Consider the following 18,403-nt stretch of genomic DNA (forward strand, 5'->3'; position numbering starts at 1 on the left):
CCGCGAGCTCAGCCCGCGAGCCGCGCCCGCACGGCGGGCGGCAGCTCGTCCCAGTCGTCGAGGGTGTCGAGGTCGGCCGCCGTGCCCGGCCGCTCCACGACGACGGCGCGCAGCCCGTGCCGGGCCGCCTCGGCCTCGTGCGCGGCGCGCGAGCCGACGCCGAACCGGAACGCGAAGCGCGCCCCCGGGCCGGCCAGGGGCAGCGCGAGCAGGTTGGTGCCGGCGCCGTGCCGGTCCGTGGCGACGACGACCTCGGCAGCGGTCCCGCCGCCGCCCGGCGCGAGCAGGGCGACGACGTCGTCGGGCGTCAGGGCGGGCAGGTCGGCGTGCGCGACCAGCAGCCGGGCGGCGGCCACGCTCTCGGTCAGCACCGCCTCCCGCGCGACGTCGAGCGCGGCGTTCAGCCCGGGCCGGTCGGCCGGCTGCGGCAGGATCTCCAGCCGGCCGCCGCCGGGCCCGCCGCCGGGCCCGGCGAGCACCTCGCGGGCGAACGGCGGGTCGGCCGTCACGACCACCACGCGCACCACGTCGTCGACCGCGAGCAGCGTGGCCACCACGTGCCGCGCCAGCGCGGCGACCAGCCGCCGCCGGGCGCCGGGGTCGAGCGCCGTCGCGAGCCGCGACTTGCCCGACACCCCGTCGCGCAGCGGCACGACCGCGACCGCACGCAGGGGCGGCGCGGGGCTCACCGGGTCGACGCGGGTCACGCGGCGGCGTGCCCCGCGGCGGCCAGCAGCTCGCGGGCCAGGCGCTCGCGGCCCGCGGCGCCGCCCATCACGGTGTCGGTGACCACGACCTCGAACCCCAGGTCGCCGATCGCCCCGGCGAGGTCGGCGTCGGCGTCGTCGACCACCATGACGTCCACGAGGCCCACGTAGAGCCGCGCGACGCCGAGGGCGGACACCTCGTGCCCCAGCGTCTCGAGGATCTGCGCGGCCGGCCCCTTGATCGCCTGGCCGCCGACGATCGGGCTCACCGCCACGCGCCGCGCCGCCGTCGTGCGGACCGCGTCGCGCACGCCCGGCACGGCGAGCACCGGCTCGACCGACAGGAACGGGTTGGACGGGGCGACCACGAGCACGTCCGCGCCGGTCACCGCGTCGAGGACGCCGGGGGCCGGGCGCGCGGCGTCGACGCCGTCGTAGTGCAGGCCGAGCACGGCGTCGGCGTGCCGGCGCCGCACGAAGTACTCCTGGAACGCCAGGCGGCCGGCGGGGGTGTCGACGAGCGTCGCCATGCGGTCGTCGGTGACGGGCCGCACCCGCGGACCGACGCCGAGGGCCGCCGCGAGCTGCGCCGTCACCTCGCTCGGCGTGGCGCCCGCGCGCAGCCGCGCGGTGCGGACCACGTGCGTGGCGAGGTCCTTGTCGCCCAGCGTGAACCAGGTGTCCTCGCCGAGGCGGGTCATCTGCTCGAGCGTCGCGTACGTCTCGCCGCGCAGGCCCCAGCCGCGCTGCTCGTCGTTCAGGCCGGCGAGCGTGTACAGCACCGTGTCGACGTCCGGGGAGATGTGCAGGCCGTGCAGCTCGGTGTCGTCGCCGACGTTCACGACGACGTCGAGGGCGTCCGCGGGCAGCGCTCGGGCCAGGCCGTGGGCCAGGCGGGCGCCGCCGACGCCGCCGGCGAGCACGGTCACACGAGGGGTCGGGGCGGGGGTGTGGGGCACGCCGTCGAGCCTAGACGCCGATGCAGGGCGCCGGGCCGGGGACGGCGGCGCGGGCCATGATGGGGCCATGGCCGTCTTCGCCTTCTCCGTCGCCCCGCTCGGTGCCGGCGAGTCCGTCGCGGACTCCGTCGCCGAGGCCGTCCGCATCGTCCGCGAGTCCGGGCTGCCCAACCGCACCTCCGCGATGTTCACCGAGATCGAGGGGGAGTGGGACGAGGTGATGCCGGTGATCAAGGCGGCCACGGACGCCGTCGGCCGCGACGGGCACCGCGTGTCCCTGGTGCTCAAGGCCGACATCCGGCCCGGCTTCACCGGGCAGCTCGACGCCAAGGTCGCGCGGGTCGAGGAGCGGCTGGCCGCCGAGGCCGAGGAGACCGGCCACAGCTGACCGGCCACAGCTGACCGGCCACAGCCGACCGGCCACAGCCGACCGGCCACAGCCGACCGGCTGCACGGACGGCTGCACGGACCGCGTGGGGTGCGCCACACCCGCGGCCCGGCCGCCCCCGGGCCGCGTCCGGGGCTCGCCGGTCCGCCCGGGCGGGCGTCACCTGCGGGATCGTCCGTGCCGGATCCGCCCGAGCGCGGGTGATGTGTCCGGATCGTTATCCTTTCACCTGGATCGTCGCGTGTCGCGGGGCTGCCGTGCGGCGCGCGTAGGCTATGGCGACGCGTGGCCGGCCCGGGTCGCGCCGGGCACGACGGGAGGTGGGCTGTGCCGCTGTTCGAGGTCGAGGGAGAGCGACCGCACCTGGTGCGCACCCCGCGCTCCGGCGTCGGGTCGGGCGCCCACCGGGTCGTCGAGTCGCACATCGACGGGCTGCTCGGCGAGCAGATCTTCCCGGTCGCGCCGGGCGCCGGGCCGGACGAGCCGCACCTGCTCGCCCTGGACGCGACGGGTGCCCCCGTCGTCGTCGAGCTGGTCGCGGAGCTGGACGAGGCCGCCCTCGCGCGCGCCCTCGACCACGCCGGCGCCGCCGGCCGGATGACGCGCGCCCAGCTCGCCGCGCGGTACCACGCCGGCCCGCAGGCCTTCCAGCGGGACGTGGCCGAGTTCTACGACTCCGTGCCCATGACGCGGACCCAGCCCGGCCGCGGCGGCGCGCGCCTCATCGTGATCTGCCAGGAAGCGCGCCAGGACGTGCTCAACGCGATCGACTTCCTGCGGCAGCCCTCCATGCCGGTCGAGGTGCTGCGCATGGGCGTGCTCCACGGGGCCGACGGCCGCCGGTTCATCGACGTCTCGCCGCTCGTCATCCACCCCGCGTCGGCGCCGGACGCCCCGCAGATCGTCGCGACGCCGGGCATGCAGCCGCTCACCGCCGCCCTGCCCGTCGTGGTGCAGGCGCCGCGCCCGGAGGAGGACGGCGCCGGAGAGGCCCCCGAGGCGCCGACGCCGGACGAGGACGCGCCCGCCGCCGACGCGCCGGAGCAGGAGACCGCGGCGCCTGCCGCCGAGGAGCAGCCGGCGGAGCAGCCCGCACCGGCTCCCGCCGCCGAGCCGCCGGCCGAGCCGCGTCCCGTCACCGGCGCGCTGCCGGAGGGCCTCCGGACGGTCAGCGGGCGGCCACCCCGCGTGCCGCTGCGCCGCTCGCGGACCGACCGCTTCGCGCCGGCAGCGCCCGCCGCCGAGCCGTCTGCGGCCGCCGCCGAGGCGTCCGAGCCCGCCGCCACCACGGGCACGACCCCCGCGCCCGGGGAGCCGTGGAGCACCCCGCCGACGGCCCCGCCGGTGCCGGTGGCGGAGGAGACCGACCCCGACCTCATCGCCCTCGCGAGCAGCATCGGCGCGGACACGCCGCTGGTGTGGTCGCGGCCCCGCCGCCGCCAGCGCTTCGAGGCGGTGCTGCGCCCCGACGGCGTCATCGAGCTGCCCGACGGCGGCCGCTACCGCCACCCGGACGTGGCCGCCGTCGCGGCGTCCGGCTCCCGTGCGGCGGACGGCTGGGTGGTGTGGCGCCTGGGCAAGGACACCGGCCCCACGCTGGCGGACGCGTTCCGCGACCGCTTCGCCTGACCGGCCGGCGCGGTCGCCCGGCCGTGCCCGTCCGCTCAGGGCACGACGACGATCTTGCCGGTCTGCTCGCCCGCGGCCATCCGCGCCAGGCCCCGGCCGACGTCGTCGAGCGACACCTGCGAGTCGATCACCGGCCGCACGCCGGTGCGGGCGCAGAACCTCGCCAGCGCCGCGAGCTCCTCGCGGGTGCCCATGGTGACCCCGCGCACCGCGATCTCCTGGAAGAAGATGCGGTTCAGCTCGGCGGGCGAGGCGTCGCCGGAGGTGGCGCCGCACACGACGATCGTGCCGCCCGGGCGCACGGACCGCACCGAGTGCGCCCACGTGGCCCGGCCCACCGACTCGACCACGGCGTCGACCCGCGCCGGCACGCGCGCGCCCGTCTCGACGGCGTGCGCCGCCCCGAGGGCCAGCGCCCGCTCTCGCTTCGCCGCGGAGCGCGACGTCGCGGTCACCTCGAGGCCGGCGGCCGCGCCGAGCACGATCGCCGCCGTCGCGACGCCGCCGCCCGCGCCCTGGACGAGCACCCGGTCGCCCGGCGTCAGCCCGCCGACGGTGAAGAGCATCCGGTAGGCCGTGAGCCAGGCGGTGGGCAGGCACGCGGCCTCGGCGAACGAGAGCTCCGGCGGCTTGGGCACGAGGTTCGCGGTGGGCACGGCGACCCGCTCGGCGAGCGTGCCCGGGTAGCGCTCCGACAGCAGCGAGCGCGGCTCGCGGGGCCCGACGCCGTGGCCGTCCGCCCCGACGACGCCGTGCACCACCACCTCGGTGCCGTCCGGCGTGACCCCCGCGGCGTCGGTGCCCAGCACCATGGGCAGCTGCTCGGCGCGCAGGCCCACCCCGCGCAGCGACCACAGGTCGTGGTGGTTGAGGCTCGCCGCACGCACCGTCACGGTGGTCCAGTGCTCGCGCTCCTGCGGGTCGGGGCGCTCGCCGACCTCGAGGCCGGCGAGCGGGTCGTCGGGGGAGAACCGGGCGGCGTAGGCGGCACGCATGCCGCGACCCTACCGACCGGCCTCCTGCTCGGCCCTCCCGCCCGGCCGGCGACGGCGGGACCGGCACGCCCGGCGGGTGCCGGTCCCGCGGTCCGGGGGCGCTAGGGTCCCGGCATGCCGACCGCACCGGAGCGCGACCCCCGCCACCTCCTCGACGCCGCGGAGCGCGCCGTCGCCGAGCACGCCCGCCTCGCCGCGCGCCGCGAGCGCGCGCACGGGGCCGCGCAGGCCGAGCGCGAGGCGCTCGCGGAGGCCCGCGGGCGGCTCGCGGACGAGACGGCCGACGTCGAGCGGCTCGAGCACCTGAGCCCGACGCGCATCTGGGCCGGCCTGCGCGGCGACCGCGCCGAGCGCCTCGACCGCGAGCGCGCCGAGCAGCAGGCCGCGCAGTACGCCGTCGGCGTCGTCGAGGCGCGGCTGGGCGCCGCGGAGCGCGAGCTCGCGGCCGTGGACGCCGAGCTCGCCGCGCTCGGCGACGTGGCCGCCCGCCGGGCCCAGGCGCTGCACGCGGTGGAGGCGTGGGCGCGCACGCACGGCGGGCCCGCCGTGGCCGACCTCGACGCCCTGGCGCGGGAGTCCGGCGCCGTCGCCGCCGAGCGCCAGGAGGTCGCGGAGGCCGCCGCCGCGGCGCACACCGCCGAGGCCAGCCTCGCCGCCGCCGCGGGGCACCTGCGCAGCGCGGACGGCTGGGCCACCTACGACACGTTCTTCGGCGGCGGGTTCGTGGCCGACATGGTCAAGCACGACAAGCTCGACAAGGCGGCCGCGCTGATGCGCCAGGCCGACCTGGACCTGCGCCGGCTCGCCACCGAGCTGGGCGACCTCGGCCAGCAGGGCGTCGGCGGCATCGGCATCGACGGCCTGACCAGCGTCTTCGACTGGATGGACAACATCTTCGGCGACTGGGCGGTCAAGAACCGCATCGCCGACGCGGCCGACCGCGTGCAGCGGGCGCGCGGCGCCGTCGGGCACGTGCAGCAGGGCCTCGCGGCGCGGGAGGAGGCGCTGCGGCGCCGCGCGGACGACGTCGAGGCGCGCCGCGCGGCGCTGCTGCGGACCGTGTGACCGCGGCCGGGCGTCACTCCTCCGGGCCGACGTCGAACATCCAGGTGATGCCGTAGCGGTCGGTGAGCTGGCCGTAGTGGTCGCCCCACGGGGCGAGGTCGAGCGGCATGACGTCGCTGGCGCCGTCCGACAGCGCCTCGTACGCGCCGCGGATGTACTCCAGGTCCTCGGGCCCGCCGGTGAGGGCCACGGTGACGCCCGACGTCGGCGCCTCGTAGGGCATGGAGGAGCCGGTGTCGGCGGCCATGAGGGTCAGGCCGCCGGGCGCGTCGAGCTGGCCGTGCATGACGAGCGACTTCTCCGACTCGTCCTGGAGCATGCCGGCGACCTCCGGGACGTCCGAGAACACCGAGATGCTCAGCTCGCCGCCCAGCGCGGACTGCCAGAACTCCAGCGCCTCGCGGGCGTTGTCCTTGAAGCTGACGTAGGGGTTGAGCTTGGCCATGGCGGATCCCTCCCGTCCAGGCCGGGCGCGGGCCGCCCGGCGTCGTGGCCGCCGCCCCACCCAGGTGTGACGGGGTCAGCACCAGGGTGGGGCCGGCACCGGACCACGGCAAGGCCCCGCGACGGGTTTCAGCCGGTGCGCCGGCGCGGGCGGCGGCGCCGCTCAGCCGACGCGCTCGGTGGCTCCCAGGAACTCCCGCACGATGGGGCCGAGCTGGTCGAACTCGATGAGGAACCCGTCGTGCCCGTGCTCCGAGGTGATGATCCGCAGCCCCTCGGCCCCCGGCACCCAGGCCGCGATGCGCGCCGACTGCGCCGGCGGGAACAGCCGGTCGGAGTCCACCGCGACCACCAGCGTGCGCGCCGTGACCTGCGAGAGCGCCGCCTCCACCCCGCCGCGGTCGCGCCCCAGGTCGTGCGTGAGCATCGACTCGGTGAGCACCAGGTAGGAGTTGGCGTCGAACCGGCGGGCCAGCTTGTCGCCGTGGTGGTCCAGGTACGACTGGACGGCGTAGCGGCCGTCGGTCAGCGGGTCCTCCCCGCCCTGCGGCAGGCGGCCGAACCGGGTGTCCAGCTCGTGCGCCGAGCGGTAGGTCGTGTGCGCGATCTGCCGTGCGACGCCGAGGCCGGCGTGCGGCCCCTCGCCGTCCGGCGCGTCGTAGTAGTCGCCGCCGTTCCAGCGCGGGTCGAGCCGGATCGCCGCGAGCTGCGGGTGCGCCCAGGCGATCTGGTCCGCGCTGGTCTGCGCCGTCGTCGCGATCGCGGCCAGGCCGCGCACCTCGATCCCGGCCTCGGGGCCCATCAGAGCCCACTCCAGTGCGCGCAGGCCGCCCATGGACGCGCCGACCACGAGCTCCCAGGAGCGCACGCCGAGCTGGCGCGCCAGCTCGACCTCCACGGCCACCTGGTCGCGCGTCGTGACGCGCGGGAAGCGCCCGCCCCACGGGCGCCCGTCCGGCGCGACGGACGACGGGCCCGTGGTGCCCTGGCACCCGCCCAGCACGTTGGGCACCACCACGAACCAGCGGTCGGTGTCGACGGGCCGGCCGGGGCCGACCAGGTCCTCCCACCAGCCCGCGGACAGGTGGCCCGGGCCCGCGGGGCCGGCCACGTGGGAGTCGCCGGTGAGCGCGTGCAGCACCAGGACGGCGTTGGACCCGTCGGCGGCGAGCTCGCCGTACGTCTCGTAGGCCACGGTGACGTCGGGCAGCAGCCCGCCGCCCTCGAGCTCGAACGAGCCGACGGCGGCGAACCGCCGGTCGCCGGCGGGGTCGCCGTCGCGCCAGGCCCCCGTCGCGGGGACGGGGGGCCTGGCGGCCGCCCGGGGCGTGGTCCCGACGAGGCGGTTGGCGCTGCCGACGAGCGGGGTCGTGCGTGTCACGCGTTGGCCCCGAGCCGGCCCTTGGCGGCGGTGAAGCCGAGCTCGAGGTCCGCGAGGATGTCGTCCAGGTGCTCCAGGCCCACGGCGAGGCGCACGAGCCCCGGCGTCACGCCGGAGAGCTCCTGCTCGAGCGGCGTGAGCTGGCTGTGCGTGGTCGAGGCGGGGTGGATGACCAGCGACCGGACGTCGCCGATGTTGGCGACGTTCGAGTGCAGCTGCAGCGCCGAGACGAACGCCTGCCCGGCCCGGCGGGCCGTCTCCGGGTCGTCGACGTCCAGCTCGAAGGCCAGCACGGCGCCCGCCCCCTTCGGCAGGTACTTCGCCGCCGCCTCGTGCCAGCGCGACGACGGCAGCCCGGCGTAGTGCACGCGACGCACGTCGTCGCGCGCCTCGAGCCACTCGGCCACCTTCTGGGCGTTGGCCACGTGCCGCTCGATGCGCAGCGAGAGCGTCTCGATGCCCTGGGCGAGCAGGAACGCGTTGAACGGCGAGATCGCCGGGCCGAGGTCGCGCAGCAGCTGCACGCGCGCCTTGAGCACGAACGCGAGGTTGGCCCCCAGCGGCGAGCCGACGCCCAGGTCCCGGGCGTAGACCAGGCCGTGGTAGCTCGGGTCGGGCTGGTTGAAGTTGCTGAAGCGCTCGGGGTGCAGCGCGTAGTCGAACGTGCCCCCGTCGACGATGACGCCGCCGATCGCGGAGCCGTGGCCGCCGAGGTACTTGGTGGCCGAGTGCACGACGACGTCGGCGCCCCACTCCAGCGGGCGCAGCAGGTAGGGCGTGGGCACGGTGTTGTCGACGACCAGCGGCACGCCGACCTCGTGCGCGACGCCCGCGACGGTCTCGATGTCGAGCACGTCGGCCAGCGGGTTCGGCACGGTCTCGCCGAAGAACAGCTTGGTGTTCGGCCGCACGGCGTCGCGCCAGGCCTGCGGGTCGTGCGGGTCGGTGACGAACGTCGTCTCCACGCCCAGCTTGGGCAGCGTGTAGTGCAGCAGGTTGTACGTGCCGCCGTAGAGGCTCGGGCTGGCGACGACGTGGTCGCCCGCCTCCGCGATGTTGAGGATCGCCAGCGACTCGGCCGCCTGGCCCGAGGCGACGAGCAGCGCGCCGACGCCCCCCTCGAGGTCGGCGATGCGGTTCTCGACGACCTCCTGCGTGGGGTTGCCGATGCGCGTGTAGATCGGGCCCAGGTCCTGCAGGGCGAAGCGGTCGGCGGCGACGTCGGCCGAGGGGAACACGAACGAGGTGGTCTGGAAGATCGGCAGGGCGCGGGCGCCGGTGACGGGGTCCGGCGACTGGCCGGCGTGGATCTGACGGGTCTCGAACGACCAGTTCGGCTGGGTGCTCATGGTGGTCCTCCGGGGTGCTGGCGAGGGGTCGTCTCTGCTGACGTAGGACGGGCCGCGGACGCCCCTCTCGGGGGCCTGCTGCGTCGGAGGTGGTCCGCGGCGGGCGTCTGCGCACGCGGGGCCGGAGCGGGTCCGGGCAGGCGAACGTGCGCTGGGGTCAGCGACACATTCGACGGGTCATGGCTGGGACAGTAACGGCGCCACCAGGCGCACGAAACCGGCATCCCACGATGTGGGACCAAGATATGAGACGGCCGCGACGCCCGTTCCGAGCGTGAACGTCGCAGTTCCCCGGCTTCCCAACCGTCTTCGCCGGGAAGCTACGACGCTCGCCGAGGGCGACGTCGACGCCCGGCCAGGCACGCCGGTCCGGCAGGGAAGCGGTGCGGGGGAGCGGCTCGCGCGAGAGCCGAGGGAGCGCAGCGACCGGATCATTCGAGCACGAGGCGCTCGCCCGCGCGCCGTCAGACGGCCGGGCCGTCAGACGGCGTCAAGGACGCAGCAGCACCTTCGTCGCCCGCCGCTCGTCCATCGCGGCGTACGCCTCCGCCACCTTGGCCAGCGGCAGCTCCAGGTCGAACACGCGCCCCGGGATGATCGTCCCGTCCAGCACGTCCGGCAGCAGCTCCGCCATGTAGCGCCGGGCCGAGGCCATGCCGCCGCCCACGGAGATGTTGCGCCGGAACATGCGGGTCACGTCGAGCGCCGGACCGTGCGGCACGCCCACGAACCCGATGCGCCCGCCGCCGCGGACCACGCCGAACGCCTGGTCCATCGACTGCGCGGTGCCCACGCACTCCAGCGCCGCGTCCGCGAGGTCTCCGTCGAGCAGGTCGCGCACCGCGGCCGTCGCCTCCTCGCCGCGCTCGGAGACGACGTCGGTGGCCCCGAGCTCGCGGGCCAGCGCCGCACGGTCCTCGTGCCGGCTCATCGCGATGATGCGCTCGGCGCCGAGCTGCTTGGCGGCGATGACGCCCGACAGGCCGACCGCGCCGTCACCCACGACGGCCACGACGTCGCCCGGGCCCACGTGCGCGGACACCGCGGCGTGGTAGCCGGTCGACATGACGTCGGCGAGCGTGAGCAGGTGCGGCACCAGGCCGGCGGCCTCGAGGTCGGCCTCGGTGCGGCCGACGGGGAACAGGGAGTGCTGGGCCAGCGGGATGCGCACGCGCTCGCCCTGGGCACCGTCGACCGGCAGCCCGTCGCGGTCGGCGGAGCCGAAGCCGGTGACCTTGTCGCACGCCGACGGGAAGCCGGCGCGGCAGGCCTGGCACTCCCCGCAGCTGAGCGAGAACGGCACGATGACGAAGTCGCCGACCTGCGCGGACGTCACGTCGGCGCCGAGCTCCTCGACGACGCCCACCAGCTCGTGGCCGATGGGGCGCGGCTCGCGGGTCTCGTTGACGCCGCGGTAGGGCCACAGGTCCGAGCCGCACACGCAGGAGGCGACGACGCGCACGACGGCGTCGCCGGGGGTGAGGACCCGGGGGTCCGGCCGGTTCTCGGCGCGCACGTCACGAGGGCCGTGGATGATGGCTGCGAGCATGCGCCCACAGTACGACGGCGGCGCCGCGCCCCGGTGCGGGGTGCGGCGCCGCCGTCGTCGGACCTGCGGCCCGGCCGTCGTGGCCGGGCCCGGAGGTCAGTGGTGGTAGCCGTGGTCCTTGGCGCGCTGGACCGAACGCTCGATCTCGGCCTCGGCCTCGGCGCGGCCCACCCAGTGGGCGCCCTCGACGGACTTGCCGGGCTCGAGGTCCTTGTAGACCTCGAAGAAGTGCTGGATCTCCAGGCGGTGGAAGTCCGACACGTCGTCGATGTCCTGGCGCCAGGCGGCGCGCTGGTCGCCCGTGGGCACGCACAGCACCTTGTCGTCGCCGCCGGCCTCGTCGCGCATGCGGAACATGCCCAGCGCGCGGCAGCGGATCAGGCAGCCCGGGAAGGTCGGCTCCTCCAGCAGGACGAGAGCGTCCAGCGGGTCGCCGTCCTCGCCGAGCGTTCCCTCGATGAACCCGTAGTCGTCCGGGTAGCGGGTCGAGGTGAAGAGCATGCGGTCCAGACGGATGCGACCGGTCTCGTGGTCCACCTCGTACTTGTTCCGCTGACCCTTCGGGATCTCGATCGTGACGTCGAACTCCACACTTCCTCCTGCCGTCGGTACGCCGGGACAAGTGTGCCACGTGCGCGTGCTCGGCCCGCCGGGAAGGCGTGCCATGATGCCCGTTGTCACGCGCGCGGGCGGTCCGGAGCCCGCGGCCGGCGGGCGACAGGCTGGAGGAACCATGGGGTGGCGGGCACGGGTCGGTGCCACCGTCACGACGGTGGTCGTGCTCGTCGGGGGATACCTCGCCGCGGACGCCTACGACGTCGTGCCGGGCGCGCTCACGCTCGCGCCCGCGCCGCCGCAGCCGGCGCCGTTCCCCACGGCGCCCGCCGCGCAGCCCGGCCCGTCGCCGTCCGCGGTGCTCGACCCGCTGCCCAGCGACGCGCCGGAGCCGTCCGCCGACGACGTCGGCGCCCTGGTCGACGAGGTGGCGCAGGACGAGCGGCTGGGCGAGCGCGCCGGCCTGCTCGTCGTCGACGCGCTCAGCGGCGACGTGCTCGGCGAGGCGGGCGCGGACGCGGGGCTGGTGCCCGCCTCCACGCAGAAGCTCGTCACCGCCGTGGCCGCCGTGACGACGCTGGGCGAGGACGCGACCCTGCCCACCACCGTCGTCGACGACGGCGACGGCGGGCTCGTGCTGGTGGGCGGCGGCGACATGATGCTCGCGGCGGGGGCCGGGGACCCCGACGCCGTCAACGGCCGCGCCGGGCTCGACGACCTCGCCGCGCAGGTGGCGGCGCAGGTCACGCTCACCGGCCGCACCGAGGTGCGGCTCACCCTCGACGACACCCTCTTCAGCGGCGCCGCGATCGCCCCCACCGTCCCGGCCGCCGACGTCACCGACGGCTACCTGGCGCCCGTCGCCGCGCTGGCGGTCGACATCGCGCGCCTGGAGGACGAGGAGTACGCGCCGCGCGAGAAGGACCCTGCGATGGCCGCCGCGCAGGCGTTCGCCCGGGCGCTCGGCGAGCACGGCGTGACGGTGACGGGCGAGCCGGCCCGGGGCGCGGCGCCCGAGGGCGCGCGCGTCCTCGGGCAGGTGGAGTCGGCGCCGCTCGACCAGGTGGTCGAGTACGCGCTGGAGCACTCGGACAACACGATCACCGAGGTGCTCGGCCGGCTCGTCGCGCTCGACCGGGGCCTGCCGGGGTCCCTCGAGGGCTCCACGGAGGCGGTGGTCGACGTGGTGGCCGGCCTGGGGGTGGACCTCGACGGCGCCCGGCTCGTGGACTGCTCCGGGCTCGGCCGCGGCTCGGTCATGACCGCGCGCCAGCTCGTGGACACGCTGCGGCTCGCCGTCGACCCCGAGCACCCCGAGCTGCGCGACATCGCCGTCGGCATGCCGGTCGCCGGCCTGTCCGGCACGCTCTCGGGCCGCTACGGCGGCGACAACCCGGGGCGCGGGCTCGTGCGCGCCAAGACGGGCTCGCTGCCGAGCACCGTCGGGCTCGCCGGAAGCGTCGTCACCGGCGACGACCGCCTGCTGCTGTTCGCCTTCCTCGCCGACCGCATCCCCGACGGCGGCACGTACGGGGCGCGGCAGATCTTCGACGGGCTCGCGGGCCGGCTCGCCCAGGTCTGACCCGGGCCGGCGCCGGGCGCGCCGCGCCGGCCGGCACGTGGCTACGGTGGTCGCGTGAACTCCACGCCCGATCCGGTCGTCGACTGGTCCGCCGCCGCCGGCATCGCCGCCCACGTCGCCCCGCCCGGCCCGCGGGCCACGCGCGAGCAGATCGCCGAGCTCGTCGAGGGCCTGCGGCACGCCGCTGCGCGGGCCGTGCCGCACGTGCTGCGCACCACGCGGCTCGAGCCGGCCGGTGGCGTGCGCCACGTCGTCGGCGGGGCGCAGGACGGCGCGCCGCTGCTCGGCCAGGTGGCCGTCGTCGACCGCGCCACCTGGGCGCGCGCCAACACGCAGGTGATGGAGGCCATGACCGCGCCCGTCGCCGCGACGCTCGGCGAGGAGTCCGTGCCCACCTCCGACGCGGCCCGGCTCGGCGGCGCCGCCGAGGTGGGCGGCCTGCTGGCGCTGCTGTCCTCCCGCGTGCTGGGCCAGTTCGACCCGTACTCGGCGCTCGGCACCGACGCCGACGCCGCGGGGCCGGGGCGCCTGCTGCTCGTGGCGCCGAACGTGCTGCAGGTGGAGCGCGCGCTGGACGTGCACCCCGCGGACTTCCGCCTGTGGGTGTGCCTGCACGAGCAGACGCACGCCCTGCAGTTCGCCGCCGCGCCGTGGCTCGCCGGCCACCTGCGCGACCGCGTCGGCACGCTGCTGCAGGACCTCGCGCGCACGTCGATCGGGTTCTCCCGCGCCCCGCTGCGGCGCAAGCTCGCCGCGGCCGGGCGCGCCACGTACGACGTCGTCGCCGGGGTGGTCCGCGGCGACGGCCCCGCCCCGCTCGACCGCCTCATGACCCCCGCCCAGAAGGACGAGCTGGTCGAGGTCACCGCCGTGATGGCCCTGCTCGAGGGGCACGCCGACGTGATGATGGACGCCGTGGGGCCCCGCGTCGTGCGCAGCGTGCGCACCATCCGCGCGCGGTTCGACCGCCGCCGCGCCGGCGAGGGCGCCCCCACCTTCGACGTCGTGCTGCGCCGGCTGCTGGGCATGGAGGCCAAGCTCGCCCAGTACCGCGACGGGGCGCAGTTCGTGCGGGCCGTCGAGGAGATCGTGGGGCGCGACGGGCTGAACGCCGCGTTCGCCGCCCCGGAGAACCTGCCGTCCGCGCGCGAGATCGCCGACGCCCCGGCCTGGGTGCGCCGGGTGCACGGCTGACGCCGGTGGGGCGCGTCGACCCCGCGCTCGCCGCCGTCCGCGCCGCCGTCCGCGCCGAGCTCGCCGGGCTCGCCCGGCTCGCCGGCTCGGGGCCGGATGCCCTCGTGCTCGTCGCCTGCTCCGGCGGGCCCGACTCCCTGGCGCTCGCGGGCGCGCTCGCGCTGGAGGCGCCCCGGGTGGGGCGGTCCGTGCGCTCGCGCGGGCACGGGGTGCGGGCCGGCGCCGTCGTCGTCGACCACGGGCTCCAGCCGGGGTCCCACGCCGTCGCCGCGCGCGCCGCCGAGCAGTGCCGCGGGCTCGGGCTGGAGCCCGTCGTCGTGCGGCGCGTGGCGGTGCCGCGCAGCCCTGCCGGGCCGGAGGCCGCGGCGCGGGACGCGCGGTACGCCGCGCTCGACGCCGTCGCCGCCGAGCTCGGCGCGGCGGCCGTGCTGCTGGGGCACACCCTCGACGACCAGGCGGAGTCGGTGCTGCTCGGGCTGGCCCGGGGGAGCGGGGCGCGCTCGCTCGCGGGCATGCCGCGGCGCCGGGGCGTCTACCGCCGGCCGCTCCTCGGTGTCCGCCGCGCCCAGACGCTCGCGGCGTGCGCGGCGCTCGGCCTCGACCCGTGGCACGACCCGACGAACGGGCCCGCGGACGCCGGGGCCGGTGTCGGGGCCGGTGTCGGGGTCGGAGCCGGGGCCGGGGCGGGGGCGCCCGCGCGCTCGCGGGTGCGGCACGAGGCGCTGCCGGTGCTCGAGGCGGTGCTGGGGCCGGGCGTCGCGCTGGCCCTCGCCCGGTCGGCCGCCCTGCTGCGTGACGACGCCGACGCGCTCGACGCCCTGGCCGCCGACCTCCTGGCGCGCGCCACCCTGCCCCCCGCCCACCCCGACGTGTCAGTACGGGCGCACGGTATGGCCTGCGCTGGTCCTGACAACCCCGAGGTGGACGGGCGCGACGGCGCCGGGGTCGTGCTCGACGCCGCCGTGCTCGCCGCCGCGCCGGCCGCCCTGCGGCGCCGCGCGCTGCGCGCCGCCGCGGCCGTCGTCGTCGGGTCGCCGGGCGCCCTCACCGCCCGCCACGTCGACGCCCTCGACGCCCTGGTCGTCGACTGGCACGGGCAGGGTGAGGCGGGCCTGCCGACCGGTGCGGCGGCCGGCCGGGCGTGTGGCAGAGTTTTCCTGCGCCCCGCCCCGAGCACCGAGGAGTGAACCCGTGGACCAGTCGGACGTCGCCGGCGACATCGCCGAGATCCTGCTCACCGAGGAGCAGATCGGCACCAAGCTCGACGAGATGGCCGCCCAGATCGACGCCGACTACGCGGGCAAGGACCTGCTGCTCGTCGGCGTGCTCAAGGGCGCGGTCATGGTGATGGCGGACCTCGCGCGCCGCCTGCACCACCCGATGCAGATGGACTGGATGGCGGTGTCGAGCTACGGCTCGGGCACCAAGTCGTCCGGCGTGGTGCGGATCCTCAAGGACCTCGACGCCGACCTCACCGGCCGGCACGTGCTGATCGTCGAGGACATCATCGACTCCGGCCTCACGCTCTCCTGGCTCGTGGCCAACCTGCGCTCGCGCGGCCCGGCGTCGGTGGAGATCGCGGCGATGCTGCGCAAGCCCGACGCCGCGAAGGTCGAGGTCGACGTCCGCTACGTCGGCTACGACATCCCCAACGAGTTCGTGGTGGGCTACGGGCTCGACTACGCGGAGAAGTACCGCAACCTGCCGTTCGTCGCGACGCTCGCGCCGCACGTCTACAGCTGACGCGGGCGCGCTGGGGGCCGCGTCGCGCCCTGGGCGAACACTCATCGACCACCCAGGTACAGCGTGTAGTTTCGAGGCACAGTCTTTGCGCGAACGAAGGGATGCGGGGGACTGCCCCCGTCGCCGATGAACATCAAGAAGATCCTCAGTGGCCCCATCGTCTGGATCGTGGCGGGCCTGCTCATCCTCGCCCTCGCCTGGGGCGCGCTCATGACACCTCGCACGGCGCGGATCGAGACCTTCCAGGGCCTGGAGCTGCTGCGCGACGGCACGGTCGAGCACGCCACGGTGATCGACGGCGAGCAGCGCGTCGAGCTGAGGCTGAGCGAAGACTTCGTCACCGGCACCGGCGACGAGGAGCAGAACCTCGGGCGCGACGTCGAGTTCTACTACGTGGAGCCGCAGGGCGACGTGGTGGCCGAGGCGATCACGCGGGCCGACCCGCCGGACGGGTTCGACTCCGAGGTGCCGCAGCCGAGCTTCTGGGGCTCGCTGATGTCGCTGCTCATCCCCTTCCTCATCATCGGTCTCGTCTTCTGGTTCCTCATGTCCCGCATGCAGGGCGGCGGCAACCGGGTGATGGGCTTCGGCAAGTCGCGCGCCAAGCTGATCTCCAAGGACATGCCGCAGGTGACGTTCGCCGACGTCGCGGGCGTGGACGAGGCGGTCGAGGAGCTCTACGAGATCAAGGAGTTCCTGGCCGAGCCGGGCAAGTTCCAGGCCGTCGGCGCCAAGATCCCCAAGGGCGTGCTGCTGTACGGCCCGCCCGGCACCGGCAAGACGCTGCTCGCGCGCGCCGTCGCCGGCGAGGCCGGCGTGCCGTTCTACTCCATCTCCGGCTCGGACTTCGTCGAGATGTTCGTCGGCGTCGGCGCCTCGCGCGTGCGCGACCTGTTCGAGCAGGCCAAGCAGAACGCGCCGGCCATCATCTTCGTCGACGAGATCGACGCCGTCGGCCGCCACCGCGGCGCCGGCATGGGCGGCGGGCACGACGAGCGCGAGCAGACGCTGAACCAGATGCTCGTCGAGATGGACGGCTTCGACGTCAAGACGAACGTCATCCTCATCGCGGCGACCAACCGCCCCGACATCCTCGACCCCGCGCTGCTGCGCCCCGGCCGCTTCGACCGCCAGGTGGCCGTCGAGGCCCCCGACCTCAAGGGCCGCGAGGCGATCCTCAAGGTGCACGCGCAGGGCAAGCCGATGGTGCCGCAGGTCGACCTGGCCGCCGTGGCCCGCCGCACGCCCGGCTTCACCGGCGCGGACCTGGCCAACGTGCTCAACGAGGCGGCGCTGCTCACCGCGCGCAGCGGCGCCCAGCTCATCGACGACCGCGCGCTGGACGAGGCGATCGACCGCGTCGTCGCCGGGCCGCAGAAGCGCACCCGCGTGATGAACGTCAAGGAGCAGAAGATCACGGCCTACCACGAGGGCGGGCACGCCCTGGTGGCGGCGGCGATGCGCTACACCGACCCCGTCACCAAGGTGACGATCCTGCCGCGCGGGCGGGCGCTGGGCTACACGATGGTCATGCCCACCGAGGACAAGTACTCGACCACCCGCAACGAGCTGCTCGACCAGCTCGCCTACGCGATGGGCGGGCGCGTTGCCGAGGAGATCGTGTTCCACGACCCCACCACGGGTGCGAGCAACGACATCGAGAAGGCGACCTCCATCGCCCGCAAGATGGTCACCGAGTACGGCATGAGCGAGAAGGTCGGCGCGATCAAGCTCGGCACGGGCAGCGGCGAGCCGTTCCTCGGCCGTGACTACGGCCACCAGCGCGACTACTCCGAGGCCGTCGCCGGCACCGTCGACCACGAGGTGCGCAAGCTCGTGGAGGCGGCGCACGACGAGGCGTGGGAGGTGCTCACCCAGTACCGCGACGTGCTCGACGACCTGGTGCTGCGCCTCATGGAGAAGGAGACGCTCAACCAGGCCGAGCTGGCCGAGGTGTTCGCCCCCGTCGTCAAGCGCGAGGCGCGCGACGTGTGGCTCTCGAGCGAGCAGCGCACGGTGCACACCCGCGGCCCGGTGATGACCGCGGGCGAGCTCAACGGCAACGGCAACGGCCACGTCGTGCCGCAGGACGAGGCCGCCGCGGCCAGCGACGAGCTGCCCCCGCAGCGGATCGGCGAGGTCCAGGAGTGACCACCGACCACGCCACGGAGCGGCTGTCGCCGGTGGTCTCCGCGAACGTGCGCCCTGCCGCGGAGATCCCGCCGTACGACGTGGCCCGCGCGGAGGCCGCCGTGCGCGAGCTGCTGCTGGCGATCGGGGAGGACCCCGAGCGCGAGGGCCTGCGGGACACCCCGGCGCGGGTGGCGCGGGCGTACCAGGAGATCTTCGCGGGGCTGCGCCAGGAGCCCGAGGACGTCCTGACCACCGTGTTCGACATCGGGCACGAGGAGATGGTGATCGTCCGCGACATCGAGGTGTACTCCACCTGCGAGCACCACCTCGTGCCGTTCCACGGCGTCGCCCACGTCGGGTACATCCCCAACGAGGACGGCAAGATCACCGGCCTGTCCAAGCTCGCCCGGCTCGTCGAGGTCTACGCCCGCCGCCCGCAGGTGCAGGAGCGCCTCACCACGCAGATCGCGGACGCCATGGTGCGCATCCTCGAGCCGCGGGGCGTGCTCGTGGTCGTCGAGTGCGAGCACCTGTGCATGTCGATGCGCGGGGTGCGCAAGCCCGGCTCCCGCACGGTCACCTCGGCCGTGCGCGGGCAGCTGCGCAACCCCGCCACGCGTGCCGAGGCGATGAGCCTCCTCGGGAAGTAGGCCCGTGGCCTCGCCGACCGCCGCGCGCGACGCCGCCGTCGCCGGCCTGCCGGAGCTGTCCGCGGTCGGGCGCTGCCTCG

The 18,403-nt window shown here is 76.0% G+C and carries 17 protein-coding genes; 9 read left to right on the forward strand and 8 right to left on the reverse strand.

Features of this window, described 5'->3' with window-relative positions; genetic code table 11:
- Nucleotides 1–8: 8 nt before the first annotated feature.
- Complete coding sequence (cofC, locus tag U5M74_RS06320; protein ID WP_410907193.1) at nucleotides 9–707, reverse strand: 2-phospho-L-lactate guanylyltransferase; 699 nt, start codon at nucleotides 705–707, stop codon at nucleotides 9–11.
- Nucleotides 704–1,666, reverse strand: coding sequence for a 2-phospho-L-lactate transferase (gene cofD, locus U5M74_RS06325; RefSeq protein WP_410907195.1), 963 nt, complete (start codon nucleotides 1,664–1,666; stop codon nucleotides 704–706). Before cofD ends, cofC begins: the two co-directional genes overlap by 4 nt.
- 67 nt (nucleotides 1,667–1,733) lie before the next feature.
- Here cofD and U5M74_RS06330 point away from each other — a divergent pair, with 67 nt between their 5' ends.
- Both U5M74_RS06330 and U5M74_RS06335 read left to right on the forward strand, forming a co-directional pair.
- Complete coding sequence (locus U5M74_RS06330) at nucleotides 1,734–2,054, forward strand: MTH1187 family thiamine-binding protein (protein ID WP_069984726.1); 321 nt, start codon at nucleotides 1,734–1,736, stop codon at nucleotides 2,052–2,054.
- A 327-nt stretch (nucleotides 2,055–2,381) separates the two neighbouring features.
- Complete coding sequence (locus tag U5M74_RS06335; RefSeq protein WP_410907197.1) at nucleotides 2,382–3,683, forward strand: hypothetical protein; 1,302 nt, start codon at nucleotides 2,382–2,384, stop codon at nucleotides 3,681–3,683.
- Between the two features lie 35 nt (nucleotides 3,684–3,718).
- Here the strand turns inward: U5M74_RS06335 and U5M74_RS06340 are convergent, their stop codons facing one another.
- On the reverse strand, nucleotides 3,719–4,678 hold the full coding sequence (locus U5M74_RS06340) for a zinc-binding dehydrogenase (RefSeq protein WP_410907199.1): 960 nt from the start codon (nucleotides 4,676–4,678) through the stop codon (nucleotides 3,719–3,721).
- Between the two features lie 114 nt (nucleotides 4,679–4,792).
- On the opposite strand from U5M74_RS06340, the gene U5M74_RS06345 reads away from it, so the two are divergent.
- Nucleotides 4,793–5,743 (forward strand): hypothetical protein, encoded by a 951-nt coding sequence (locus U5M74_RS06345; RefSeq protein ID WP_410907201.1) that lies wholly within the window; start codon nucleotides 4,793–4,795, stop codon nucleotides 5,741–5,743.
- 13 nt (nucleotides 5,744–5,756) lie between these two features.
- On the opposite strand, the gene U5M74_RS06350 is transcribed toward U5M74_RS06345, so the two are convergent.
- The 5 genes from U5M74_RS06350 to U5M74_RS06370 all read right to left on the reverse strand — a co-directional run bounded on the left by U5M74_RS06350 (nucleotide 5,757) and on the right by U5M74_RS06370 (nucleotide 11,057).
- Nucleotides 5,757–6,188: a VOC family protein gene (locus U5M74_RS06350; RefSeq protein ID WP_410907202.1), complete on the reverse strand. Its 432-nt coding sequence runs from the start codon at nucleotides 6,186–6,188 to the stop codon at nucleotides 5,757–5,759.
- 162 nt (nucleotides 6,189–6,350) lie between these two features.
- On the reverse strand, nucleotides 6,351–7,568 hold the full coding sequence (locus U5M74_RS06355) for a homoserine O-acetyltransferase (RefSeq protein WP_410907204.1): 1,218 nt from the start codon (nucleotides 7,566–7,568) through the stop codon (nucleotides 6,351–6,353).
- Nucleotides 7,565–8,917, reverse strand: a complete 1,353-nt coding sequence (locus U5M74_RS06360; RefSeq protein ID WP_410907206.1) for a bifunctional o-acetylhomoserine/o-acetylserine sulfhydrylase — start codon at nucleotides 8,915–8,917, stop codon at nucleotides 7,565–7,567. Before U5M74_RS06360 ends, U5M74_RS06355 begins: the two co-directional genes overlap by 4 nt.
- A 490-nt stretch (nucleotides 8,918–9,407) precedes the next feature.
- Nucleotides 9,408–10,466: a zinc-binding dehydrogenase gene (locus U5M74_RS06365; RefSeq protein ID WP_410907208.1), complete on the reverse strand. Its 1,059-nt coding sequence runs from the start codon at nucleotides 10,464–10,466 to the stop codon at nucleotides 9,408–9,410.
- 96 nt (nucleotides 10,467–10,562) lie between these two features.
- Nucleotides 10,563–11,057 carry an inorganic diphosphatase gene (locus tag U5M74_RS06370; protein ID WP_410907209.1) on the reverse strand — a complete coding sequence of 165 codons (495 nt, stop codon included), beginning with the start codon at nucleotides 11,055–11,057 and terminating at the stop codon, nucleotides 10,563–10,565.
- 142 nt (nucleotides 11,058–11,199) lie between these two features.
- Here U5M74_RS06370 and dacB point away from each other — a divergent pair, with 142 nt between their 5' ends.
- The 6 genes from dacB (at nucleotide 11,200) to folE (ending at nucleotide 18,323) form a co-directional block, all read left to right on the forward strand.
- Complete coding sequence (dacB, locus tag U5M74_RS06375) at nucleotides 11,200–12,603, forward strand: D-alanyl-D-alanine carboxypeptidase/D-alanyl-D-alanine-endopeptidase (protein ID WP_410907211.1); 1,404 nt, start codon at nucleotides 11,200–11,202, stop codon at nucleotides 12,601–12,603.
- 54 nt (nucleotides 12,604–12,657) lie between these two features.
- On the forward strand, nucleotides 12,658–13,797 hold the full coding sequence (locus U5M74_RS06380; RefSeq protein ID WP_410907213.1) for a zinc-dependent metalloprotease: 1,140 nt from the start codon (nucleotides 12,658–12,660) through the stop codon (nucleotides 13,795–13,797).
- 5 nt (nucleotides 13,798–13,802) lie between these two features.
- Complete coding sequence (gene tilS, locus U5M74_RS06385; protein ID WP_410907215.1) at nucleotides 13,803–14,984, forward strand: tRNA lysidine(34) synthetase TilS; 1,182 nt, start codon at nucleotides 13,803–13,805, stop codon at nucleotides 14,982–14,984.
- A gap of 4 nt (nucleotides 14,985–14,988) precedes the next feature.
- Nucleotides 14,989–15,540 (forward strand): hypoxanthine phosphoribosyltransferase, encoded by a 552-nt coding sequence (gene hpt, locus U5M74_RS06390; protein WP_069984564.1) that lies wholly within the window; start codon nucleotides 14,989–14,991, stop codon nucleotides 15,538–15,540.
- Between the two features lie 126 nt (nucleotides 15,541–15,666).
- Entirely contained in the window at nucleotides 15,667–17,691 is a 2,025-nt protein-coding gene (gene ftsH, locus U5M74_RS06395; RefSeq protein WP_410907217.1) for an ATP-dependent zinc metalloprotease FtsH, read from the forward strand.
- A 32-nt stretch (nucleotides 17,692–17,723) separates the two neighbouring features.
- The gene (gene folE / locus U5M74_RS06400; protein WP_410907299.1) at nucleotides 17,724–18,323 is read left to right on the forward strand and encodes a GTP cyclohydrolase I FolE; all 600 of its coding nucleotides are present in this window, start codon (nucleotides 17,724–17,726) and stop codon (nucleotides 18,321–18,323) included.
- The last annotated feature ends 80 nt before the right edge of the window (nucleotides 18,324–18,403 follow it).

The organism is Puerhibacterium sp. TATVAM-FAB25 (assembly GCF_046535855.1).
Classification (GTDB): Bacteria; Actinomycetota; Actinomycetes; order Actinomycetales; family Cellulomonadaceae; genus Puerhibacterium; species Puerhibacterium variabilis_A.